Below are 23283 nucleotides of genomic sequence, written 5' to 3'. Positions count from 1 at the left end.
GTGCTCAGCGGACCGGAGGCCGTACCGGAGGCCGTACGGGAGGTCGTACCGGCGGCCGGATGGACGACCTGGCGGACGGCCGGATCGGCGGCAGGGCCGGAGCCGTCAGCTCCGTCTCCAGCGCCGCGAGCCGTGCCCGAACCGTCGGCGTCGGCCGTACCGCGGCCAGTGCCCGCCATACGTCGAGGTCGTCCTCGCCCCAGGGCGCGTGGGCCCAGTCCGCCAGCAGATCGGGGTCGCGGCGGGCGATCAGCGCCGCTCGCAGCCCGTCCGCGAGGCGCCGCCTGAGGTGCACCACGGCCGGTGCCTGGGAGCAGGGCAGCAGCGGTCCGGTGTACGCCGCGGCGGCTGCCGTGATCGCCCCTGTCTCCAGGTGTCGTTCCACGGCGGCGACGTCGGACTCGACCGGGACCGTCAGCCGGTAGGGGCGCGAGGCCAGCAGTCCGGGACCGAGGAACCCGCGCAGTCGGGCCAGTTCGGCCCGTAGTGTCACCGGCGTCACCGACTCGTCCTCGTACAACGCGCACAGCAACTCGTCGCCGGTCAGTCCCTCCGGGTGCCGGGCCAGCAGCACCAGGAGCTCGCTGTGTCTGCGGCTGAGCCGCACCTTGCGGCCGCCGGCGAACAACCGCGCCTCGTCGCAGCCCAGCGCGGTCAGTTCCGCCGTGTCCCCGGCGGGATGCTCGGGGGCCAGCAGCGCGAGATGGGATTCGGCGGCGCGAGCGACGGCCTGGACGAACCCCAGACTGTGCGGATGCGCGAGCCCGTCCCCGCCGGTGATGTCCACCGCACCGAGCACCCGCCCGGTGCGTGGATCATGCACCGGCGCCGCGGCACAGGTCCAGGGCTGCACCCTCCGGATGAAGTGCTCGGCCGCGAAGACCTGCACCGGCCGGTTCACGGCGACCGCCGTGCCCGGCGCGTTCGTCCCGACCGCCGACTCCGCCCATCTGGCGCCCGGCACGAAGTTCATCGACTGCGCCTTGCGCCGGGTCGCCGCATGGCCCTCGACCCAGAGCAGTCTGCCGTGAGCGTCGCACACCGCCAGCAGATGTTCGCCGTCGGCGGCGAACGTGCCCATCAGCTCACGGAACAACGGCATCACCCGCGCCAACGGATGCTCCGCGCGATAGGCGCCGAGTTCGCCGTCCATGAGCTCCACGCTCGCGGTGCCGTCCGGCCCGACCCCGGCCCGTGCGGAACGCCGCCACGAGTCCGCCACCACGGAGCGCACCGGCCGCGGCACCGTGCCCGCCTTGGTGAACGTGTCGTGGGCGCGGCGCAGAAACCTCGCGCGTTCGGCGGGGTCGGCCCCCGGCTCCAGGGCCACCCAGGGATCGGTCAACTCGGCCTCCCGGAAGGCGATGCGACTGAGCTGTCGGAACTGAGTCGTCGAGACCGGGCCGTTTCGACTGAGGCGACGCCGCTCGGGCGGTGCGCACGGGCGACTGGCTCAGGCGGTGCGGCTCGGTTGACGGGACTCAGGCGGTGCGGCTCAGGCAATGCGGCTGAGGACATCGTTACTCCGGGTCTGCGTGCCGACAACCGTTTCGACCACGGTCACCCGGACGAAGCCGACCACGGGCGCAGCGCAGTCGTGGTCGGATCGGCGGGTTCGATCACCTAGTCAGGCGAAGTTCACGAGTCGGATGTAGCGGACCCAGTCCCAGTTCGGGCCGGGGTCGGTGTGGTCCGTGCCCGGTACCTCGAAGTGTCCGACGATGTGCGCACGGTCCTTGGGTATGGCGTACTTGGTGCAGATGGCCGCCGTGAGTCTGGCCGACTGCTCGTACAGGGCGTTGGTGAAGTAGGCGGGCTGATCCACCCAGCCCTCGTGCTCGATGCCGATGCTGCGCGTGTTGTAGCCCCAGTTCCCCGCGTGCCAGGCGACGTCCCGTTCGCGGACGCACTGGGCGACATGCCCGTCGGCGGAGCGGACGACGTAGTGCGCGGACACCTGCTTCGCCGGGTTCTGGAAAATGGCGATCGTGTCGGGGTAGGTCTCCTGAGTGACGTGGATGACCACGCGGTCGACGGCATAGGCCGTGGGGCGGTTCGACGCCGTGAAGTTGGAGGAGCTCGCCGACCGCCACTCGGCCAGGGGATAGTCGACCGCCTGGGTCTGCGCACCGGCCCGAGTGCCGGGGAGCAGCGCGTACGGGACGGCCGCGAGGGCCGCTCCCTTGAGGAGCCGTCGCCTGCTGGGCAGTGGTCTTGCTCGTTCCATGCTTGATCCCCTTTCAGCTTTCGGTGTGGGGTGGGAGAGGAAGGACTGCCTGTGGGTCGGTGCGGTCAGAGCCGGAGGCCTGACGCGATGTCACGCAGACGAGTGTGCAGTCCGCGGTGAGTCTCGTGTGCCGGAAGCCATGCCTTGCGCAGCTTGGCCACGCACGTGTAGTTGGTGTCGCACACGTTGGCCAACGGCGACTCGACGGCCTGGGTGGCGAACTGGTACGCGTCCAGTTCACTGAACCCGTAGTCGCGCGCCAGCCACTGCACCAGGTCGAGCTGGGAGATCCGGAACGCGTCCTCCAGCGGACGCGCCGAGCCGGTGGAGATGATGTGCGTGTCCGACTCGATGCGCGGCCACGGCGTGGCGATCCCCTTGAGCAGTTCCACGATCACCACGGTGTTCATCGCACACTCCACGGCGACCCCGCAGGTCTCTCCCTCACCCTGCCGGGCATGCCCGTCCCCGAGGCTGAGCAGCGCGCCCTCGACGTTCACCCCGAGGTAGCACGTGACGCCCGCCCGCATCTCCGGGGTGTCCATGTTCCCGCCGTGCGCGTCGGGCACCAGCGCCGAGCGCACCTCCAGGTTGGCGGGAGCCACTCCCACGGTCCCGTGCATCGGGTCGAGGGGCAGCTCGACCTCGATGTCGCTGTCGTGCGCCCGGAACAGCGTGGTTCCACGCGCCCGGTCCAGCTGCCAGATCCAGACGGTCTCCGGCAACGGGGGCTGAAGCGTGGCCGTGGTGTGCGTCGAGGTCAGCGCTCCGAACAACGGGACCGTGGTCGAGGCCGCCCAGTCCCGGGCTGGTTCGATCGACACGAAGTGCACGGCGACCGTGTCCCCGGGCTCCGCTCCCTCCACATGGAAGGGACCCGTCTGCGGATTGAGGAACGGGAACTCGCACACCTCGGACACCAGGTCCTTCTCGGACCGCACCCGTCCGGCGAAGCAGTCCTCCGTGTACAGGTCGAGGACCGTCCCGGGCGCGATACGGGCCACCGGTGGCGCCCCGCCGAACGTCCAGGCGTATTGGCCCGGTTCGGGCCGCACGGTCAGGATCCGGGGGTCGCTCATCGCTGCACTGCTCCGTTCTGCGGAAGGACGGCGGACTCGGTCTCGTCGAGGTGGACACGGGCGGTCTCGGATATGCGCTCGGGATGACGCCGCAGGAGAACGAGCAGCACGACGACCCCGGCCGCCATCCAGCCGCCGACGACGGGTCCCGCGTAGGACACCGGGGCGGTCAGCTCGGTCACGAAGTCGAAGACCGGCAGGCCCGCGGCGGTGAGCAGCGCCGGGACGAACGCGACGATGCCGAGAAGCGGGAACACCACGTGCCGTACGGGTTTCAGCACCGGGCGTCCGCGGCGCAGGAAGTAGCCGGCACAGGCGAGGTTCACCACGATGTACACACCGATGACGACCGTGACGATCACCGTGGCCAGCAGCAGGAACGCCGTCACGGGGTCGTAGGCGAATCCCAGTCCCAGCACGGCGCCGACCGCGACGCCCGCCTGCACGGCGATGCCGGCGACGGGGGAGTGGTGCCGGGGGTGCAGCGTGGCGAGGACACGGGGGAGAACACGGATGCGGGCCAGGGCGAACGCGGTGCGCGTGGAGACGTTGGCGCACGCGTTGGCATTGGCGATCGTGGAGTTGACCACGGCGAGGAAGACCAGGACCCAGAACAGCCCGAACGACGCCCGGGCCACTCCCTCCCAGGACGCGGCACCGGAGGCGCCGAACTCGCCGAAACGGTCGGCGCCGAAGTACACCGTCATGGCGTAGGTGGTGACCACGTAGAACAGCCCGATCGCCAGGGCGGCGCCGAGCACCGCGCGGTGCATGGTACGGCGTGGGTCCCGCGTCTCCTCGGCGAGCGGCGCGGCCGCCTCGAACCCGGCGAAGGCCAGGACCGTGTAGACCGAACCGGCGAACACCCCGCCCACGCCGCCGTAGCCGTCTGCCGTGTGGGAGGTTCCGAACACCGAAAGGGTGTTGTCGGAGCCGGCCTTGCCGATCAGCCAGCCGGCGAACACCAGGAAGACCAGGACCTCGAACACGCCGAGGACCGTGCCGAAGCGGGCCGAGGTACGCACGCCCAGATACCCGGTCACCGTGATGACGGCGGCGCCGGCGAGCGACCAAGGCCACCAGAGCTCGGCCGGGTACGCCGACCACTCCTGATGCAGTGTGCCTGCCGTGGTGAAGCCGAGTTGGAGCAGTAGCAACGGCGGGACGAGAGCCTCGACGAACACATAGCCCCACCCGACCAGGAAGCCGACGGCCGGGTGCAGGCCCTGCGCCGCGTAGGTGGCCACCGATCCCGCGGCCGGCAACTCCCGAGCCAATTCCGCCACGCAGGAAGCGGTGAACAGACAGGCCACCAGCGCGACCAGGACGGACAACGGCAGGCTGCCGCCCGCGAAGGCCGCGCCCGACGGAATCGACGCGGCGACCGCCGCGGCCGGCGCCATGGCCGTGACGCTCTGGAACAGGACCTCACGCAGACCGACGGCATCGCGCCGCAGACCGACAGTCGTTTTCCGCGGCGTTCCCGCCGACGATTCCCCCGACATGTGAATCCCCTCGTCCACCTGACACTCGGCCGTCGCTGTGCCACGACGGCTGCGCCTCGCGTGAATCACGGTACGGCGCCAGCGGGTTGGGCAGAAGAGGGTGGCGGGGTTCCGTGGACGGCGGAGGCGTTGTGGACAACTCCGCCGCTCGAACGGGCGATTCCGGTTCTGGGCGGGCGGGACGCGCGCCGTCGGTTGCGGACGGTCGGGCGGGGGCCCGGGGCCCGGGGCCCGGCGGGACCGGCGAGGGAGGGCTGGGCCTTCAGCCCTGCGGTCGGGGACGGCGATGAGGCTCAGCCCCGCGTCGGGGGACGGGTTCGAGGTACAGCCCTGCGTCCGGGGATGGCGACGAGGCTCAGCCCCGCTCCGCCACAGCCGCCGGATCGTCCAGCACCATCCGCACCACCGAGTGAGCGGCACCCAGCAGCGGGCCTTCGGAACCCAGGCGGGACACCGCCACGGGACACGCAGGTCCCGCCGTGCGCCGGGCCAACTCCTCCCGCAGGGAAGGCAACAGCCAGGGTGCGAGACCGGAGAGAGCCCCCCCGAGCACGACGCTCTCGGGGTCGAGGAGGTTCACCGCTCCGGTCAGCGCGACACCGAACGCCGTTCCCGCATCGCGCAGCGCCCGCCGTACGGCCTCGTCGCCCTCCGCGGCGCGCCCCGCGAGCAGCCCGACGCGGTCCTCACCGGGCTCCAGGCCGGCCGCGCGCAGCACCGCTTCCTCACCGGCGTACTGCTCCAGACAACCACGCCCGCCACACGCGCACTCCGGCCCGTCCGGTCGCACGGGGACATGTCCCAACTCGCCCGCGAAGCCGCGGGTTCCGCGCAGCAGCCGCCCGTCCACCACGACCGCCGCACCGATACCGATCTCCGCCGAGACGTGGAGGAAGTCACGTGGGGTTCCTTCGCCGAGCCACAGTTCGGCGAGCCCGCCGAAGTTGGCCTCGTTGTCCACGGTCAGCGGCAACTCCGCGGGCAGCAGGGCACCGAGGTCCAGATCGTGCCAGTCGAGGTTCGGGGCGCGGACGACGGTCCGCGCGTCGGGGGCGACCAGGCCGGGCACGGCCACCGCGAGCCCCGCAGGCCACAGGCCCGCCTGTTCCGCCTCGGAGACGACGCGGCGTACCAGAGAGGTGAGTTCCTCGATCACGGGCTCGGGGGAGCGGCCGCGGTTCGTGCCGTGCCGCACGGCCCTCGCCCGGACCTCGCCGCGCAGGTCGATCGCGCAGACCGCGAGGTGGTCGACCCCTACCTCGGCGCCGATCCCGGCGGGGCCGTGCCCGCTGACGGCGAGTGCCGACCCCGGTCGGCCGACCCGGCCCGGCCGCTCGGGGCCCAGCTCCTCCAGCAGACCGGAGCGTATGAGCTCGTCGACGAGGGTCGACACCGCCGCCCGGGTCAGACCGATGCGCGAGGCGACCGCTGCGCGGGAGAGCGGGCCGTCGGCACCGACCGTGTGCATCACCCGGGCGAGATTGCGCCGACGCATGCCCTGCTGGGTGTCGGGCAGCGCTCGCCCGGGGCCGGTCGGGTGTCCCTCGCGCAGTGGTGCCGTCATGCCTACGGTCAGTCCTCGGTCGATGTCCTTCAGAAGATGTCCTTCAGTGAGCGTCCCTGAGGAAGCGCCCTTCACAAGCGGTCCTTCAGGGGGCGTTCGTCCCCCGCTCCAGCAGCGGGGCCGCGTCGGAGAGTACCCCGGTGATCCTTGCCAGTGTCTCCTCGTCCCGCTCAACCGCCTCCAGCACCGGCCCCTGAGCTGTGTTCCAACGGCGGGCGACGGCGGCCGGGTCCTCCCCGGTCAGCAAACCGGCGGCCTGGGCCGCGGCGCCGAGTGCGACCAGTTCCCGGGCCTCGGGGATCTGGACGGGCCGCCCCGACAGCCGACGTACGGTGTCCTGCCAGGCCGTTCCCCGGGCGCCGCCGCCGATCAGCAGCAGCGGGGCCGTGCGGTCCGCGTCCTCGTCGAGCACCAGGTCGAGCGCGCCCAGCAGGGAGTGGACGGCGCCGTCGTAGGCGGCCTGGAGAAGCTGGCCGGCGGTCGTGTCGTGGCGCAGGCCGTGCAGGAGTCCCGAGGCGTTCGGCAGGTTCGGGGTGCGCCCGCCGTCCAGGTAGGGCAGAAGCGTGACCCCGGTGGTGGGCTCCACCGCCTCGCGGCCGAGGCCGAGCAGGGCGGCGAGGCGGTCGACGGCGAGCGTGCAGTTGAGCGTGCAGGCCAGCGGCAGCCAGTCCCCGTGCGCGTCGGCGAAGCCCGCCACCGTGCCGGTCGGGTCTGCGGGGCGCCGCTCGGACACCGCGTACACCGTGCCCGAGGTGCCGAGACTCAGCACCGGAGTACCGGGGCGCAGCCCGAGCCCCAGCGCGGCGGCCGCGTTGTCGCCGGTGCCGGGGGCGACCAGGGTGCCCTTGGAGAAGGGCAGGCCGTGGCCGTCGCGGACGGTCCCGGCCACCTCGCCGGGCCGGACCACGCGCGGCAGGAGGGCGGCGTCGAGTCCCACATGGGCGAGGATCTCCTCGTCGTACGCCTCGGTCCCGGAGGACCACCAGCCGGTCCCGGAGGCGTCCCCGCGGTCCGTCGTGCCCTGACCCGTGAGGCGCTCGGTGAGGTAGTCGTGGGGGAGGCGTACGGTCTTGGTGGCACGAACCGCCTCCGGTTCGTGCTCGGCCAGCCAGGCCCACTTCGTCACCGTGAACGACGCCCCGGGCACGCTGCCCGTGCGTTCCGCCCAGACCTTCGGGCCGCCCAGTTCCTCGATGAGCCGACGGGCCTGGGGCGCGGAGCGGACGTCGTTCCACAGCAGGGCCGGGCGCACGGGCTCGCCCCGGTCGTCGAGGGTGACCAGTCCGTGCTGCTGCCCGCCGATCGACACCGCGGCGGCCTCGTGGGCCGCGTCACCGCACTGGCGCAGGGCCTCGCCCAGGGCGTCCCACCACTGACGGGGGTCGCTCTCACGGCCCGCGCCGGAGGACACGGTGTGCGGTGCCTGACCGCTCGCGACGACCTGCCCGGTGGCCGCGTCGACGACGAGCACCTTGGTGGACTGGGTGGACGAGTCCACGCCGACGACGAGCGGACCCTCGGCTGCTGACATCGGGCTCTCCCTTTTTTTCCGCGGCTCCGCGGGATCTGACCTGCTGTTTTCCTGGTTCCGGGGGGTGCGGCGACCTGGATTTCACCCTCCGGGGACACCTTGTCCCTTCCCAGGGATGCGTTGGCATACTAATTTGTAAACGGCCATGACGAAATAGTTCAGCAAGCAAGGAGCCGCGGCATGAGCTACCAGCCCACCCCCGATGACAGGTTCACCTTCGGCCTGTGGACCGTCGGCTGGCAGGGAAGGGACCCGTTCGGCGACGCCACCCGCCGTGCCCTCGACCCGGTCGAGACCGTGCAGCGCCTGGCCGAGCTCGGCGCCCACGGAGTGACCTTCCACGACGACGACCTGATCCCCTTCGGTTCTTCGGACACCGAGCGCGAGTCGCACATCAAGCGCTTCCGTCAGGCGTTGGACGCGACCGGCATGACCGTGCCGATGGCCACGACCAACCTCTTCACGCACCCGGTCTTCAAGGACGGCGCGTTCACCGCCAACGACCGCGACGTGCGTCGTTACGCCCTGCGCAAGACGATCCGCAACATCGACCTCGCCGTCGAGCTCGGCGCGCAGACGTACGTCGCCTGGGGCGGCCGCGAGGGCGCCGAGTCCGGCGGAGCCAAGGACGTGCGCGTCGCGCTCGACCGGATGAAGGAGGGCTTCGACCTCCTCGGCGAGTACGTCACCTCCCAGGGCTACGACCTGCGCTTCGCGATCGAGCCCAAGCCGAACGAGCCCCGCGGCGACATCCTGCTGCCCACCGTCGGCCACGCCCTGGCGTTCATCGAGCGCCTGGAGCGTCCGGAGCTGTACGGCGTCAACCCCGAAGTCGGCCACGAGCAGATGGCCGGGCTGAACTTCCCGCACGGCATCGCCCAGGCCCTGTGGGCGGGCAAGCTCTTCCACATCGACCTCAACGGCCAGTCCGGCATCAAGTACGACCAGGACCTGCGCTTCGGCGCCGGTGACCTGCGTGCCGCCTTCTGGCTGGTCGATCTGCTGGAGACCGCCGGCTACGAAGGCCCCAAGCACTTCGACTTCAAGCCGCCGCGGACCGAGGACCTCGACGGTGTGTGGGCGTCGGCCGCGGGCTGCATGCGCAACTACCTGATCCTCAAGGAGCGCGCGGCCGCGTTCCGCGCGGACCCGGAGGTGCAGGAAGCCCTGCGCGCCTCCCGCCTGGACGAGCTGGCACAGCCCACGGCGGCGGACGGCCTGGAGGCGCTGCTCGCCGACCGTACGGCGTTCGAGGAGTTCGACGTCGAGACGGCGGCCGCTCGCGGGATGGCCTTCGAGCAGCTCGACCAGCTGGCCATGGACCACCTGCTGGGCGCGCGAGGCTGAGTGCACGCGCGCGTGGACGTACGCGGGTGCGCATAGGTGTGCCCACGCGCGTACGTCCACGCGGCTTCGCCGTGACGGGGGCGTGGCCCCGGCGCGGAATGACACGGAATCATGCGGTCCACGCCATGAGTCCGTGTCAACTTCCGTGTGAGGGTCGCGCCATGGGCGGCCCGGCGGGAACCTGGACGGTATGTCGATGCCACCCGTACCGCCACACCCGCCCGGTCCGCCAGGTGACATCCCGCCCCAGGGCGGTGGATTCGGACCGCCTCCCGGACACTCCGGCCCCGGTGACGGAGCGGGAGGGGACTACGGCCCCGGAGGGGATCAAGGCTCGGGTGGTGGCTACGGCTCCGGAGGGGGCTACGGCCCGCCTCCCGGCGGTGACCATGGCCCGGGGCGGCGTCGCAACCCCCTCTTCCTCCTGCTCGCGGCGATCGTGGCCGTGGGAGTCGTCGTCGCCGTAGTGGTGCTGATGACCTCAGGTGACGACGGCTCACCGGACCGGAAACCACCCGCCGAGAGCGGTGCGAGCACCGGTCGCTCGCCCGAGCCGTCCCTCAGCATCCCGACCGAGTTGCCCAGCACGCTGCCCAGCCAACTTCCCTCTCCGCCGTCGCAGTTCCCCAGCGGACTTCCCACGGAACTTCCCAGCGATCTCTTCAGCGACCTTCCGAGCGGCATACCCAGCGACTTGACGTCGTTGCTCCCGTCCTTGGAGCCCTGAGCGCGCAGCCCGCAGTGGCCGAGTTCGCCGAGTTCGCCGAGTTCGCCGAGTTCGTCGGGTGCGTCGGGCGCGCCGAGTCAGCTGAAATCGCCGAGATCGTCCGGATCGGACAGTGCGGAGGCGAGCGCCGTCGCGGGATCCCGGGCCGGCTCCCCCGCGGGCACCCAGCGGGTGCCGGCCTTGCGGTACGGCCACCACCGGCCATCGCGTCCCAGACGCACCTGTCCGGGTGTGTCCACGGCCGTCCACCGGTTGCCCCTCGCACGCAGAGCCGGCCGCTCGTCCTCCTCCCAGGCCGCCATCAGGGCCGCACGCGCGCGTACGAGTGCCTCACCCTCGACCGTCCACTGCTCCTCGAGCATGGACAGCCCCGTCGGGCCGCCTTGCTGCCAGGCTCGTACCGCCAGGGCCAGTTCGGAGCGGCTGCGGCCCGAGCCGTCGGCGAGCCGGTCTGCCGGCCGGCTGTCCAGGTCACCTGCCGAGGCCAGCCAGACGGCGTCCTGGCTCAGCGTCAGGTCCGCTCCGGGCAAGCTTGTCTCAGCGTCGGGCCCCGTGCCCGTGTCGGCCCCGCCGCGCAGTATCTCGGCGAGCAGGCGGTGGGCCGCTTCGGCGGTCCGAGCGGCCAGGAACTCCAGTGCGGTCGGGTCGACCCCGGGCGCGGGTGGCGTCCCGGTGTCCAGCGACGGTGGGACGCCGGGCGCCTCGGGGAGCTCGGGCGGATCGGGGAGCGGCGGCAGGATGTCGCCCGCCGCGTACGCCTCCACGGCATCCACTCCCTCGGGCTGCGACGGCGTGTCCGCGGGCGTGGTCCCGCGGGTCTGGAGGTCGGCCAGCAGGGCAGGTTCTCCGCGTCCCCGCATCAGAAGCAGGAGGAAGGGATCCTGGTCGAGCAGGCGCGCCACCTGGTGGCAGAGCGCCGCCGTGTGCCCGCAGTGGTCCCACGCCCCGCAGTCGCACTCGGGCTCCAGATCGCCCGTCCCGGGCAACAGATCGACACCGGCGGCCGCCGCGTCCTCGACCAGGTGCGGCGGCATCTCCCGGTCGAGCAGCGCCGCCACGTGCCCGGACCGCTCGACGGCCAGGTCCAGGAAACGCTCCCAATGATCGTCCGGCAGCACCTCCAGCAGGACGTCTGCACGGTGCCGGGTGCCGTCGCGGTCCTGGACGACCGCCGTGATGCGTCCCGGTCGCACCGACACCGCCCCGACGGCACCCGCACGCGCGAGTCCGCGCCCCGTCCGCACCTGCTCGCCGTCGAGCGCCGTGTCCTCCGACGCCCGCAGCCAGGCTCGCCCCCACCACGTCTGCGCGAAACCCCTCCCGCTCACGGGCGGCAGCGCGGCGAACGTGCGCTCGGTGTCGTCCTCGTGCCGGTTCATCGTGCGCCTCCTCGCAGTTCGACCAGATCGGCCAGCTCCGCGTCCGTCAGGTCCGTGAGCGCGGCCTCGCCGGAGCCGAGCACCGCCTCGGCCAGCTCACGCTTGCGGTCCAGCATGTCGGCGATGCGGTCCTCGATGGTTCCTTCGGCGATGAGCCGGTGCACCTGCACGGGCCGGGTCTGGCCGATGCGGTACGCGCGGTCCGTCGCCTGTGCCTCGACGGCCGGGTTCCACCAGCGGTCGTAGTGCACGACGTGCTCCGCCCGGGTCAGGTTCAGTCCCGTGCCCGCGGCCTTCAACGACAGCAGGAAGACGGGCACTTCACCGTCCTGGAAGCGCTGCACCATCGCCTCGCGCTCGGACACGGGCGTGCCGCCGTGCAGGAACTGCGTGGGCACACCCCGGGACGCCAGGTGCCGTTCGACCAGGCGCGCCATCCGGACGTACTGGGTGAAGACCAGAACGCTCGCTCCCTCGGAGAGGATGACGTCGAGGAGTTCGTCCAGGAGCTCCAGCTTCCCGGAGCGTCCGGGAATGCGCGGCCGCTCCTCCTTGAGGTACTGCGCGGGGTGGTTGCAGATCTGCTTCAGGCCGGTCAGCAACTTCACGATCAGCCCGCGCCGCGCCATGCTGTCGGCTCCGGAGATCTCCGCGAGCGTCTCCCGCACGACGGCCTCGTACAGGCCCGCCTGCTCGCCGGTGAGCGATACGGCGTGGTCGGTCTCGGTCTTGGGCGGCAGTTCGGGCGCGATCCCCGGGTCCGACTTGCGCCGGCGGAGCAGGAACGGGCCCACGAGCCTGGTGAGCCGTGCCGCGGCGGCCGGATCCCGGCCGACCTCGACCGCGTGTGCGTACCGCGTTCGGAACGTGCCGAGGCGGCCCAGCAGACCCGGTGTCGTCCAGTCGAGGATGGCCCACAGCTCCGACAGGTTGTTCTCCACCGGGGTTCCGGTGAGCGCCACACGCGCGCGTGCGCCGAGGGAACGCAGCGCACGAGCCGTCGCCGAGTACGGGTTCTTCACGTGCTGGGCCTCGTCGGCGACGACCAGTCCCCAGGGCGTCTCGGCGAGCCGGGCCGCGTCGAGGCGCACCGTGCCGTACGTCGTGAGGACGAACTCCCCGTCGGCCAGGGCTTCAAGGCTGCGCCCGGGCCCGTGGAAGCTGCGCACGCGTGTGCCGGGCGCGAACTTCTCGATCTCGCGTCGCCAGTTGCCCAGCAAGGACGTCGGGCACACCACCAGGGTGGGGCCGGCGGTGGCCGGGTCGGTCTGCCGGTGCAGATGGAGGGCGATCAGAGTGATCGTCTTGCCCAGCCCCATGTCGTCGGCCAGGCAACAGCCCAGGCCCAGGGAGGTCATGCGGGCCAGCCAGTTCAGTCCCCGCTGCTGGTAGTCCCGCAGCGTGGCGTGGAGCGCGGCGGGCCGGCCGACCGGCTCCTGCGCCTCGGGGTCCGCGAGCCGCTCCCGCAGTGCCGCCAGCCAGCCCGTCGGCTGGACGTCGACCCGGCGGCCGTCGATCTCGGTGGAGCCCGTCAGAGCGGCACTCAACGCGTCGACCGCCGTGACCTTCCGGTCCTGCTGCGCGCGGGCCCGGCGCACTTCCTGAGGATCGATCAGAACCCATTGGTCGCGCAGTCGTACGACGGGACGGCCGGCCTCGGCGAGCCGGTCCAGTTCCTCACGGGTCAGGCGCCGGTCGCCCAGCGCGAACCGCCAGTCGAAGGCCAGCAGTGTGTCGGCGGAGAGGAAAGGCGGTGCGTTCGAGGTCAGCCTGCCGGGCCCCGTCTCGTCGTCCGGCGGGCCGACCACCACGCGCGCGTGGAGGTCGCGGGCCAGTTCCCTGGGCCAGTGCACGTCCACGCCTGCGACCGCGAGAGCTCGCGCGCCTTCGACGAGGAGCTCGGTGACCTCCTCGTCGACGAGGTCGACGGACTCCGGCACGGTCGCGGAGAGCAGGGACGTGAGCGCGGGCCAGGCCCGGGCGGCGCGGCGGAGCGCCAGCAGCGCGTCCACGCGCGCGTGAGGACCGAGCGCGGTCGCGGCGCCCGATCCGGCCCACACCTCGGCGGCGTCCGCGACGAGCGCGGGATCGCTCAGGCTGTGCACCTGGGGCACGGCCCGGAACCGCGGGACGGACTCGTCGGGTGTCTCGGGCAGCAGACCGGACACCTCGATCCGCAGCGAGATCCGTACGCCGGTGTCATGTCCCGCGGCGATGTCGGCGGCCCACGACCGCAGCTGTGGCAGATGCTGCGGCCGCTGCGCCGCGTAGGCCGGGCCGCCCGTCACGAGCGTGGCGGCGGGGGACCGGGGCAGTGTGTCGGCGACAGCGTCCAGGAAGGCGCGCAGCAGCCGCTCCGGGTCCGGCAGTCGCGGTGGCTCGGCATCGGTCAACGGCACTGCGTGCGCCTCGGGCGGCATCGCGGCGGCGAGCCGGCGGATCCGCTCGGTGTCCTCCGGGCCGAGCGGACCCACCCGCCAGGCGTCGTGGTCGTTCGGCGACAGAGCGGGGAGAAGCAGTCCACGGGCGACGAGGTGCAGGGCTAGCACCGCGGCCGCGCCCCAGAAGTCGGCTGCCCGATGGACGTGCGCGAGGGCACGCGTGCGTGCGAGCAGGGGCAGTGCCGTACGCACCGGCAGCAGGACGGCGGTCACGCTCACCGGTTCGGCGTCCGCGCCGCGCGGCGGTACGACGGTCAGGTCGGCGACGGACCCCGACCGAACGGCAGGAGGGGCGTCGCCGTCGGGGCCCCAGAAGGCGACGGTGCCGGTGCGGGCCGGATCACCGGGCACGAACACGGCAGCGCAGTGGGCGAGTTCGGAGATCTCGGACGGTGTTGCCGTGGGAACCCTCTGCACAGCGAAACGACACTCCTCAAATTTGACTACTGGACCGGAGTCGCCGAGGGTACAGCACGGACGGGGTTCGGCCGGCATGGAATTTCGGCCGACATGGAATGAGGTGACCCCGGTCGCCTACCGGTCACCGGCCTCGGCTCGGCCTTCTCAGGCACGCGTAAGGACCTCTCAGGGGTGGGTAAGGGTCGGGACTCAGGGACGTCTCAGGGGCGTGGTGCGGAACCGCGGGGAGCGCGGGCCCGTTTTCAGAGCAGAGAGCGGCAGTGGCCGCGAAGGAGGCGACGCACATGTCGAAGAAGGCGAAGATCGCCGCGGGAGGGGTGGCGGCCGGACTCATCCTGCTGATCTGGCTGCCCTGGTGGGCCGCGCTCCTGATAGTCCTGGGAGTCCCCACGGCCGCGTATCTCGCGCTCGACCCCTCACAGCGGCGCAGGCTGCGTCGGGTCTCGCGCAAGGAACTGGGGCGCTGAGAGGCTCGTCTGCCGCCCGCGGGCCCGCCGAGGGCGCGGTCCGCGGACGGTGGACCGGCGCACCATCAGTGCGTCGGCCATCCCGCGCGCGGCGGCAACCCGCCGGGAAGGAGCGGTCGCGACGGTGGCATGAGATGCCGCCGCCGGAAGCGGTTGCACCGAAGAGGTCGAACCGGAGTCGCCCAGTCGACCCGAGCGACGCGGCCGAGCCCGCTCAGTTCGGGCGCACCGCCATCTTGTCGAGGGCCGCCAGCAGACCTGGCAGCTCCGGCCCGCGTCCCACCGGCAGAACCTCGCCCGGCTCCTCGTCGAGCAGCACGAACGCGATGTCGTCGGTCCGCGCCACCAGCGACCAGCCGGGACCGTCGGCGCGCAGGGTCCGTGCGTCCCCCGACGCGAAGGACGACCGTACGCGGCCCAGCGGCGGCGGAGACTCGACGTACGCCCGAGCCTCAGCGAGCACGCGCCGGATCCCTTGGTGACGAGGCCCCTTGGAATCGTCCGGCGTAGCCCCTTCAGCGCCCTTGAGCGCCCTGGAACCGTCACCGGTGCCCTCGGCTGCTCCCGAGCCGTCACCGGAGCTCTCGGCTGCTCCGGAATCGCCGTCGGCGCCCTCCTTCGCCCCGGAGTCGTCGCTGCCGTCCTCGGCTGCCCCGGACCCGCCGTCGGCGCCCGCAGCGCCATCGGCGTCGCTCTGTGGGCTCTTGAAGGCGTCGTCGTCGAGCTGTTCCCGCCACAGTGCCCACTGGAGCGCGATCTCGTCCGCGCCCAGCCGCCGCTGGGCCGGTCCCCAGACGGTCGTGTCCGGCGGACACAGCGGCGGACCCTCCCCGGCCTCGGGGTTCGGATCATGCGGCGCCGGTACGCCGGGCGCCGCGACCGCGACCGCCAGAGGCCAGCCCGGCAGGGCGGCCACGACCGTCCGCTCCTCGGGGGACAGGTCGTACTCCAGACCGCAGTCCCACGACGCGATGGCGACGGCGACCAGCGACACGTCGTCGATGGCGACCGTCCACCGCGCCCCGTCGCCGTCCTGCCCCAGCACCAGGCCGTAGCCGTCGGCGAGAGGTGCGAGGCCGAGCGCCGCACAGGCCTCCGGGTAGTCGTCGCCCAGTACGCTCGGAAATTTCGCCGGCGTCAGCAGCAGCGCCGTGAGCACATAGAGCGCGTCGTCCGCGGCGGCGACGGTGTCCTCGTCCGTCCCGGCCATCCCAGCCTCCCCATAGGTTCGTCCATCGGCGCGCACCCTAGTGCGCCTGGGAGCCGCTTGTCACGACTCCCAGGCGCATGCGAGCTGCAGTTTTCCGCCTGGACGGGACGAATCGGCCACCCTTGACCGCTCGGCCACCCGTGACCGGAGGAGGTCTCAGGCCGCCGGGAGCCCGAGGAGCTCTCGCGCCACCGTTCTCGGCGACTCGTCGCGTTCCCGGGCGAGGGCGATGACGGCACGGCACGCCAGCTCGCTCACGCCGAACGACAGTGCTTCCGGCGACACCCAGCCCGCCGCCTCGTCGATCCGCTCCTCGTCGTCCTCCGCGCAGGCCGAGACGTATGCGGCGGCCGCCTCGAACAAGTTGTGCGCGCGCCGCTTCGGCGCGGTCCTCGCCTCCGGCCGCACCGAGCCGAAGACTCCGGCGCACGCCTTGCGGACCCTGTCGAACATACTGACCACCTTCCCCCTGTGTGGTTGATCGCCGATGCGTCGTCCCCGCCTCTCAACGTAGAGTTGAAGCGTCGGTGGCAGAAGGGGACGGTTCGGTGAAGCGCTATGAACGGCTCGCACAGATCCGGCGGTTGGACCCGTACCGGGACTCGCTCGAGATCCATCGCCTGAGCTCGGCGTACGAGTTCCCCTGGGACTTCACCCGGGCCCTCGAACTCGCTCTGTACCGCACCTACGCCGTACCCAGCATCGGCCGGCTGCTCGCCGAGACGGCGGAGCTCACGGACCGTCCGCAGAAGCGCTATGACGACACGGTGCTGCTTCTCGACGCCGTCGTGGAGCACGGCTTCGACAGCGCGGAGGGTCGCACCGCGGTCCGCCGCGTCAACCAGATGCACCGCAGCTACGACATCAGCGACGACGACATGCGCTATGTCCTGTGCACGTTCGTCGTGATGCCCAGAAGGTGGATCGACGCCTACGCCTGGCGCCGGATGTCCCGTCACGAGATCGTCGCCTCGGTCGTCCACTACCGCACGCTGGGACAGCGCATGGGGATCACGGACATCCCCGAGACCTACGAGGAGTTCGAGGCCTGCCTCGACGCGTACGAAAACGCCCACTTCCGCTGGGACGAGGAGGCTCGACGGGTCGCGGACGCCACGCTCGCCCTGATGGCCTCCTGGTACCCGCGCCCTCTTACGCCCCTCCTGCGCACCTCGACGCTGGCCCTGCTCGACGAACCACTCCTGCGGGCCTTCCGGTACACCCCGCCGGGCGACGTCACGCGCGCGGTCGTGCGCCGGGCGGTACGTATGCGGGGGCGCGCGGTCCGTCTGCTGCCGCCGAGACGCGTCCCGCACCACGCGCGTCAGAACTGGGAGATCAAGGGTTATCCGGACGGCTACCGGCTGGACGATCTCGGCACCCGTCCGCTGCCCGGCGTGCGCGGTTGCCCCGTACGGCACGCGGGCGGGTCAACCTCCCAGTGACTCCAGCGTGTCCCGCAGCCAGGTGAGTTCGGCCCGGGAGGTCGCGCGCGCGATGGTCAGGATGCCGCGCCTGAAGGGGTCGTCCAACTCCTCGGCGCTCACGGGACGGTCACCGGCGTAGAAGAAGCTCGCCGGCTCCTCCAGGAAGGCCAGTCGGCGCCGCAGTACGGCCGACTGGGCGTCGGGGTCGTCCAGATGCCGTAGAAAAGCGAGCACCGTGAACCAGCGGTTCTCGTCGGTGACGTCGCGCTGGTCGGGTTCGGCGAGCCGGCGGCGCAGTTCACGCCTGCCTTCGTCGGTGAGTGTCAGAACGTGCCGCGGGGCTGCCACGGCGCCCGGCTCCGTCGCACGGGCCAGCAGGCCTGCCTTCTCCATGCGCTTGATCGCGGGATAGAGCGTGCTCTCGGCCACCGGCCGCACATGTCCTGTGAGGGCGGTGATGCGTTTGCGCAACTCATAGCCGTGCAGCGGGGCGTCGTACAGGAATCCGAGGATCGAGAGCTCCAGCATGCCTGCATTCTCGCGCACTCGCGCTGTACATCGCCAAAGGGATACCTCGTCTTCCCTATACATCGACACCGATGTATTGTCTCGTCGAGGGCGGACATGGAGCCGATGACGAGGGAGACGTGATGAAGCAGGCTGAGTTCGACGGCAAGGGGAGCTGTGTCCGCTGGACGGAGACGCCGGGAGCGGAGCCCGCGAGGGTGTACGTGCACGGCCTGGGCGCCGCCTCGGCCGTGTACCACGCGCACGTGGCGGCCCGGCCCGAACTCGCGGGCCGGCGGAGTCTCTTCGTCGACCTTCCGGGGCACGGGACCAGCGACCGGCCCGCGGAATTCGGTTACACGCTCGACGACCACGCCGACGCCCTGGCGGTGGCGTTGGACGCGGCGGGCGTGACCGGTGCCGAGCTCGTCGCGCACAGTATGGGCGGCTCCGTCGCCATCGTGCTCGCCGCTCGCCGTCCCGAGCTCGTGTCCCGTCTGGTGCTCACCGAGGCCAACCTCGACCCCTTCCCGCCGCCCACGGCGGGCAGCAGCGGTATCGCCTCCTACGAGGAGGACGCTTTCGTCGACGGTGGCTACGCGCGCGTGCTGGAGAAGGTCGGGCCGCTGTGGGCGGCGACCATGCGGCTGGCCGATCCACGCGCCCTGTACCGCACCGCCGTCGGGCTCAGGAACGGCTCTCGGCCTGTCATGCGCACCATTCTCGAAGGGCTGGCGATCGAGCGCGTGTATCTCCAGGGCGAGCAGAGCGGTGAACTCGCGGGCAGGGAAACCCTGGAGGCCGCGGGGGTACGGGTGGTGACCGTGCCCGGGGCCGGCCACAACGTCATGTTCGACAACGCCGACGCCTTCGTGGCGGCGGTCGCCGGCCGGAGCTGAGGCGCTCAGCCCTCCCGGACCGCGAGGGCCAGGAATCGCGTGTCCTCGTCGACGTACGACGTCATGCGCCACCCGGAACCGGCCAGCAGTGGACGGAGGTTGCCCTCCGCGCGCAGGTCGTCCGGCGTGATCCGGCGGCCCTGGCGCGCGGCCAGTGCTCTCCTGCCGATCGGATGGAAAAGCGCCAGCGTGCCGCCCAGGCGCACCACGCGCGCCAACTCGCCCAGGTTCTGGGCCGGATGAGGCAGATGGGCGACGAGACCCGCCGCGAAGACGGCGTCCACCGACCGGGAGCGGAGGGGCAGCGCGGCGACGTCGGCGAGCAGCAGTCGCCCGGCGCGGCTCCGTCCGGCCCGCACCGCCGCCTGCAGCATGGCCGGCGTCAGGTCGGCCCCGGCGACCACTCCGGAGCTGCCCACGGCCGCTCGTAGCGGCGGCAGGGCCCGCCCGGTGCCGCAGCCCGCGTCGAGGACGCGGTCCCCTTCCCTCAGCCCGAGGGCGGCGACCGCGGCCGCGTACGCGGGGCCGTCGTCGGGGAACCGGGTGTCCCAGTCGGCGGCCCGGGCGGTGAAGAACTCCTGGACGCGTGTGTGGTCGTCGCTCATGTTCCGCATGATCCCTCACTGACATGGATGACGTCTCGGTGCACATGTTCGAGCGTTGCGCGATCGTGCAGCTGCATTTATGCGTCATATTCCAGTAGCTTTCGAAATGCGCCCCCTTTGTGCACCCGTGCCCCTACTAGCGTCCACTGGCCATGGGACACTTGGACCACGCCACCTTCGGCTGGCTGACCCCCGCGCTGTCGTACGCGATGGCCTGCATCGGCGCCGCGCTGGGGCTGCGCTGCACCGTCCGCGCCCTCGGCGCCGCCGGGCGCTCACGTCGCAACTGGCTTCTCACGGCCGCCTCGTCGATCGGGACCGGCATCTGGACCATGCATTTCGTGGCGATGCTCGGCTTCGGCGTCAGCGGCACCGACATCCGCTACGACGTGCCGCTCACCGTCCTGAGCCTCGTCGTCGCCATGACGGTCGTCTCCGCCGGTGTCTTCGCCGTCGGCTACAGCCGGGACCGCACGCGTGCGCTTCTTCTCGGCGGACTCACCACCGGGCTGGGGGTCGCGAGCATGCACTACCTCGGCATGGCGGCGATGCGCCTGCACGGCGACGTCACCTACGACCCGGTGCTCGTCGGGCTCTCCGTCCTGATCGCCGTCGTCGCGGCGACCGCGGCCCTGTGGGCGGCGCTCAACATCAAGTCGCCGGCCGCGGTCACCGCCGCCTCCCTCATCATGGGTGCCGCGGTCAGCAGCATGCACTACACCGGAATGTTCGCGGTGAGTGTGCACGTCACGCCCTCCGGCGCGGTACTGCCCGGGACCACGGCGATGCAGTTCATCTTCCCCCTCGCCGTGGGCCTCGGGTCCTACCTCTTCCTGACCTCGGCGTTCGTCGCGCTGTCGCCGACGACAGGGGAACGCGAGGCATCCGTCTCGGCCCAGCAGTCGGTCGAGAGCGTCGCCTCTTAGCCGCGGTCCCCGACCGCCACGAACCACTTCCGAGCGAGGAGGCCATGCGTACACCCCGTAGGACCGCCGCAGCCGGCGCCGAGACGCCGTCCCCGTCCGCCGCCCGCGGTCGACGCGCGCACGCCGGACCACCAGCCGAAGAAGGTCTAGAGGAGTCCGCGGCCGCGCCGACGGACAGTGCGCACGCGCGCGGAGATGGCTGGCGGATACGTCCGCGTACCGTCCGTGCCAAGATCGTCTGTCTGCTGATGGTGCCGGTCGTGTCGCTGCTGGCGCTCTGGGCCTCCGCCACCGTGAGCACCGCTCAGGACGTCTCCAGGCTGAGTCAGTTGCAGCGCGTCGACTCCGAGGTCCGAGCTCCCGTGGGGGCCGCGGTCGCCGCACTCCAGGCCGAACGTACCGTCGCCGTGCGCTACACGACCGACCCGGCGTCGGCGTCGGGCGACGACTACCGGGACATGGCCCGACTCACGGACCGGGCCGTCGCGAAACTGCGGCTCGGTGACCGCAACACCGTCGCCGACAGTCAGGATCTGCCCGCCGGAGTCGCCCGACGACTCGAAGCGTTCGTCATGGGCGTGGAGGACCTGCGCTCGTTGCGGGCCGACGTGCTCGGCGGCCGCGCCGGATGGGACGAGGCGTACGGGCGCTACACGAACAGCATCACGGCCGCCTTCCGGGTGGACGGCGCACTGACCGGCATCCAGGACGCCGACCTGGGCTCCGACGCGCGCGTACTGCTCGAGTTCGCCCGCGCGGGAGAGGCACTCGCCCAGGAGGACGCGGTGCTCGCCAGCGCGCGCCTCGTCGGCACGCTCGACGGAGAGCGGCTCAGGTTGTTCACCGGGGCCGTCGACACCCGCCGTGCTCTCACCGAGTCCGCCGTCGTGGACCTGCGCGGCTCCGAGCGCGCCGCCTGGCAGAACCTCGCCGACAGCAGCGCCTACACCACCCTGGGCGCCGTCGAGGACCGGATCCTCGCGGGCGGCCCGGGTGCACGAGCGATCGGCGCGGCGCCACAGGACACGTGGGACAAGGCCCACACACGCGTGCAGGGCGGCATGCGGATGATCGAGCAGGATGCCGGACGCGGTGTCGCCGACCGGGCCGACCCGTTCACCCGCGGACTGCTCACCTCGGCCGGCGCCGGGGTGCTGCTCGGACTCGTCGCCGTCGCCGCGTCACTCATCATCTCGGTGCGCATCGGGCGTGGCCTCGTCGTCGAACTGGTCGGCCTGCGCAACAGCGCCCTGGAGATCGCCCGGCGCAAACTTCCCGAAGCCATGCGGAGACTGCGCGCGGGCGAGGAGGTCGACGTCCGGGAGGAGGCCCCGCCCGGACCGCGCGCGGAGGACGAGACCGGACAGGTCGCCGAGGCTCTCAGCACCGTCCACCGGGCCGCGCTGCTGGCCGCCGTGGAACGCGCCGAACTGGCGAGCGGCATCTCCGGCGTGTTCGTCAACCTCGCGCGGCGCAGCCAGATCCTCGTCCACCGTCAGCTGAGTCTCCTCGACAGCATGGAACGCAGGTCCGACGACCCCAACGAACTCAGCGACCTCTTCCGGCTCGACCATCTCACCACCCGCATGAGGCGCCACGCGGAAAGCCTGATCATCCTCTCCGGCGCGGCTCCGGGCCGGGCCTGGCGCATGCCGGTCTCCTTGACGAACGTGGTCCGCGCGGCCGTCTCCGAAGTAGAGGACTACGCGCGCGTGGAGGTACGACAACTCCCCGAGGCGTCCGTCACCGGCACCGCAGTCGCCGACGTCACCCACCTGCTCGCCGAGATCGTCGAGAACGCCGCCCAGTTCTCGCCGCCGCACACGCGCGTGCGCATCAGCGGCGAGCCCGTCGGCAACGGCTACGCGATCGAGGTCGAGGACCGCGGACTGGGCATGGGCAAGGAAACCCTCGCCGAGGCCAACCGGCGCATCGCTCAGTCCGAGGCCCTCGACCTGTTCGACAGCGACCGGCTCGGCCTCTTCGTGGTCAGCAGGCTCGCGGCCCGCCACGACATCAAGGTGCACCTCCAGACCTCGCCCTACGGCGGCACCACCGCGGTCGTCCTGCTGCCCACCCCCCTGCTGCACAGCGCCCCGGCGGAACGTTCCCGCCCCGAGTCCGTGGAAGCCCGACGCCCCACGGAACGCGAGTACGCGCGCGTGGCGGGCACCGCCGCACATCAGGAAGCCGTCCCCCCGTCCGCCGACCGACCCGCGCTGGTCGCCCCGGTACCGGTCCCGACGGACGGCCGGACCGAAGACCCACCCCCCGGAGTCACCGCCTTGCGCCTGCACCGCCCCTCGGACGACGCCGAGGGTTCCGAGGACCTCCCGCGCCGCGTACGGCAGGCCAGCCTCGCCCCCCAGTTGCGGGAGCGGGCTGCCGAGGAGACGGCGGGACCGGCCGACCCGCGCGGCGACGACCAGCGCACCCCAGAACTCGTACGCGACCGCATGGCTGCCTACCGCGCAGGCTGGACACGCGGCGGCGGCAGGCAACCCGGCCGTGGTGCCACCCCAGGATCCGCACCGGGCAGCGACAGACGCGAAGGAGATCCCGCATGATCCAGGACCCGAGCATGAGGGCAGCCCAACGTTCCGGCGAACTCGACTGGCTACTCGACGACTTGGTGATGCGCGTCAGTGAGGTCCGGCACGCCGTGGTGCTCTCCAACGACGGACTCGCCGTGGGTGCCTCGACCGACCTCCGCCGGGAGGACGCCGAACACCTCGCCGCGGTCGCCTCCGGCTTCCACAGCCTGGCCAAGGGAGCGGGCAGGCACTTCGGCGCCGGCGGTGTGCGCCAGACGATGGTGGAGATGGACGACGGCTTCCTGTTCGTGGCCGCCGCGGGCGACGGCTCCTGCCTCGCCGTGCTGACCGCCGTGACCGCCGACATCGGTCTGGTGGCGTACGAGATGGCACGCCTGGTCAAGCGCGTCGGCGAACATCTGCACAGCGCACCGCGCCTGTCCGCCCAGCCGCCGGTCGCCGGCTGACACGAGAGAGCGATCCGCGGA

The 23283-nt window shown here is 71.9% G+C and carries 19 protein-coding genes; 7 read left to right on the top strand and 12 right to left on the bottom strand.

What is annotated here, in order from left to right; genetic code table 11:
• Window positions 1-4: 4 nt before the first annotated feature.
• The 6 genes from ACFV0T_RS00785 to xylB all read right to left on the bottom strand — a co-directional run bounded on the left by ACFV0T_RS00785 (window position 5) and on the right by xylB (window position 7906).
• A complete protein-coding gene (locus ACFV0T_RS00785) occupies window positions 5-1345 on the bottom strand; it encodes a GAF domain-containing protein (RefSeq protein ID WP_385772932.1) in 1341 nt (446 codons plus the stop codon).
• A gap of 282 nt (window positions 1346-1627) precedes the next feature.
• The gene (locus ACFV0T_RS00780) at window positions 1628-2227 is read right to left on the bottom strand and encodes an N-acetylmuramoyl-L-alanine amidase (RefSeq protein ID WP_385772930.1); all 600 of its coding nucleotides are present in this window, start codon (window positions 2225-2227) and stop codon (window positions 1628-1630) included.
• Window positions 2228-2292: 65 nt separating this feature from the next.
• The gene (locus ACFV0T_RS00775) at window positions 2293-3306 is read right to left on the bottom strand and encodes an acetamidase/formamidase family protein (RefSeq protein ID WP_385772928.1); all 1014 of its coding nucleotides are present in this window, start codon (window positions 3304-3306) and stop codon (window positions 2293-2295) included.
• Entirely contained in the window at window positions 3303-4811 is a 1509-nt protein-coding gene (locus tag ACFV0T_RS00770; RefSeq protein ID WP_385772926.1) for an APC family permease, read from the bottom strand. The genes ACFV0T_RS00775 and ACFV0T_RS00770 overlap by 4 nt, the downstream gene beginning before the upstream one ends.
• A 355-nt stretch (window positions 4812-5166) precedes the next feature.
• A complete protein-coding gene (locus ACFV0T_RS00765; RefSeq protein ID WP_385772924.1) occupies window positions 5167-6375 on the bottom strand; it encodes an ROK family protein in 1209 nt (402 codons plus the stop codon).
• A gap of 85 nt (window positions 6376-6460) precedes the next feature.
• Window positions 6461-7906: a xylulokinase gene (gene xylB, locus ACFV0T_RS00760; RefSeq protein ID WP_385772922.1), complete on the bottom strand. Its 1446-nt coding sequence runs from the start codon at window positions 7904-7906 to the stop codon at window positions 6461-6463.
• A gap of 180 nt (window positions 7907-8086) precedes the next feature.
• On the opposite strand from xylB, the gene xylA reads away from it, so the two are divergent.
• Window positions 8087-9253, top strand: a complete 1167-nt coding sequence (xylA, locus tag ACFV0T_RS00755) for a xylose isomerase (protein WP_385772920.1) — start codon at window positions 8087-8089, stop codon at window positions 9251-9253.
• An 804-nt stretch (window positions 9254-10057) separates the two neighbouring features.
• On the opposite strand, the gene ACFV0T_RS00750 is transcribed toward xylA, so the two are convergent.
• Window positions 10058-11359, bottom strand: a complete 1302-nt coding sequence (locus tag ACFV0T_RS00750) for an SWF or SNF family helicase (RefSeq protein ID WP_385772918.1) — start codon at window positions 11357-11359, stop codon at window positions 10058-10060.
• Window positions 11356-14217: an SNF2-related protein gene (locus ACFV0T_RS00745; protein WP_385772916.1), complete on the bottom strand. Its 2862-nt coding sequence runs from the start codon at window positions 14215-14217 to the stop codon at window positions 11356-11358. Before ACFV0T_RS00745 ends, ACFV0T_RS00750 begins: the two co-directional genes overlap by 4 nt.
• Before the next feature lie 287 nt (window positions 14218-14504).
• Here ACFV0T_RS00745 and ACFV0T_RS00740 point away from each other — a divergent pair, with 287 nt between their 5' ends.
• The gene (locus tag ACFV0T_RS00740; protein ID WP_385772914.1) at window positions 14505-14687 is read left to right on the top strand and encodes a hypothetical protein; all 183 of its coding nucleotides are present in this window, start codon (window positions 14505-14507) and stop codon (window positions 14685-14687) included.
• Between the two features lie 214 nt (window positions 14688-14901).
• Here the strand turns inward: ACFV0T_RS00740 and ACFV0T_RS00735 are convergent, their stop codons facing one another.
• Both ACFV0T_RS00735 and ACFV0T_RS00730 read right to left on the bottom strand, forming a co-directional pair.
• Entirely contained in the window at window positions 14902-15897 is a 996-nt protein-coding gene (locus ACFV0T_RS00735) for a hypothetical protein (protein WP_385772912.1), read from the bottom strand.
• 156 nt (window positions 15898-16053) lie between these two features.
• Entirely contained in the window at window positions 16054-16350 is a 297-nt protein-coding gene (locus ACFV0T_RS00730; RefSeq protein WP_385772910.1) for a hypothetical protein, read from the bottom strand.
• 95 nt (window positions 16351-16445) lie between these two features.
• Between ACFV0T_RS00730 and ACFV0T_RS00725 the strand changes: the two genes are divergently transcribed.
• Window positions 16446-17342 (top strand): oxygenase MpaB family protein, encoded by an 897-nt coding sequence (locus tag ACFV0T_RS00725; protein WP_385772908.1) that lies wholly within the window; start codon window positions 16446-16448, stop codon window positions 17340-17342.
• Here ACFV0T_RS00725 and ACFV0T_RS00720 read toward each other — a convergent pair.
• On the bottom strand, window positions 17328-17852 hold the full coding sequence (locus ACFV0T_RS00720; RefSeq protein WP_385772906.1) for a PadR family transcriptional regulator: 525 nt from the start codon (window positions 17850-17852) through the stop codon (window positions 17328-17330). The two genes, ACFV0T_RS00725 and ACFV0T_RS00720, sit on opposite strands and share 15 nt — an antisense overlap.
• A gap of 122 nt (window positions 17853-17974) precedes the next feature.
• Here ACFV0T_RS00720 and ACFV0T_RS00715 point away from each other — a divergent pair, with 122 nt between their 5' ends.
• Window positions 17975-18730 carry an alpha/beta fold hydrolase gene (locus ACFV0T_RS00715; protein ID WP_385772904.1) on the top strand — a complete coding sequence of 252 codons (756 nt, stop codon included), beginning with the start codon at window positions 17975-17977 and terminating at the stop codon, window positions 18728-18730.
• A 5-nt stretch (window positions 18731-18735) separates the two neighbouring features.
• Here ACFV0T_RS00715 and ACFV0T_RS00710 read toward each other — a convergent pair whose 3' ends face one another.
• Entirely contained in the window at window positions 18736-19335 is a 600-nt protein-coding gene (locus tag ACFV0T_RS00710) for a class I SAM-dependent methyltransferase (RefSeq protein ID WP_385772902.1), read from the bottom strand.
• 152 nt (window positions 19336-19487) lie between these two features.
• On the opposite strand from ACFV0T_RS00710, the gene ACFV0T_RS00705 reads away from it, so the two are divergent.
• Genes ACFV0T_RS00705 through ACFV0T_RS00695 form a run of 3 tightly spaced genes read left to right on the top strand, consistent with a single transcriptional unit; the run spans window position 19488 to window position 23262 of the window.
• A complete protein-coding gene (locus tag ACFV0T_RS00705; protein ID WP_385772900.1) occupies window positions 19488-20261 on the top strand; it encodes an MHYT domain-containing protein in 774 nt (257 codons plus the stop codon).
• A gap of 44 nt (window positions 20262-20305) precedes the next feature.
• Window positions 20306-22828, top strand: coding sequence for a nitrate- and nitrite sensing domain-containing protein (locus ACFV0T_RS00700; RefSeq protein ID WP_385772898.1), 2523 nt, complete (start codon window positions 20306-20308; stop codon window positions 22826-22828).
• The gene (locus ACFV0T_RS00695) at window positions 22825-23262 is read left to right on the top strand and encodes a roadblock/LC7 domain-containing protein (protein ID WP_385772896.1); all 438 of its coding nucleotides are present in this window, start codon (window positions 22825-22827) and stop codon (window positions 23260-23262) included. Before ACFV0T_RS00700 ends, ACFV0T_RS00695 begins: the two co-directional genes overlap by 4 nt.
• The last annotated feature ends 21 nt before the right edge of the window (window positions 23263-23283 follow it).

It is taken from the genome of Streptomyces sp. NPDC059582 (assembly GCF_042735715.1).
Taxonomy (GTDB): Bacteria; Actinomycetota; Actinomycetes; order Streptomycetales; family Streptomycetaceae; genus Streptomyces.
The sequence above is the reverse complement of the archived record's forward strand: the minus strand, read 5'-3'. Positions and strand labels throughout refer to the sequence as shown.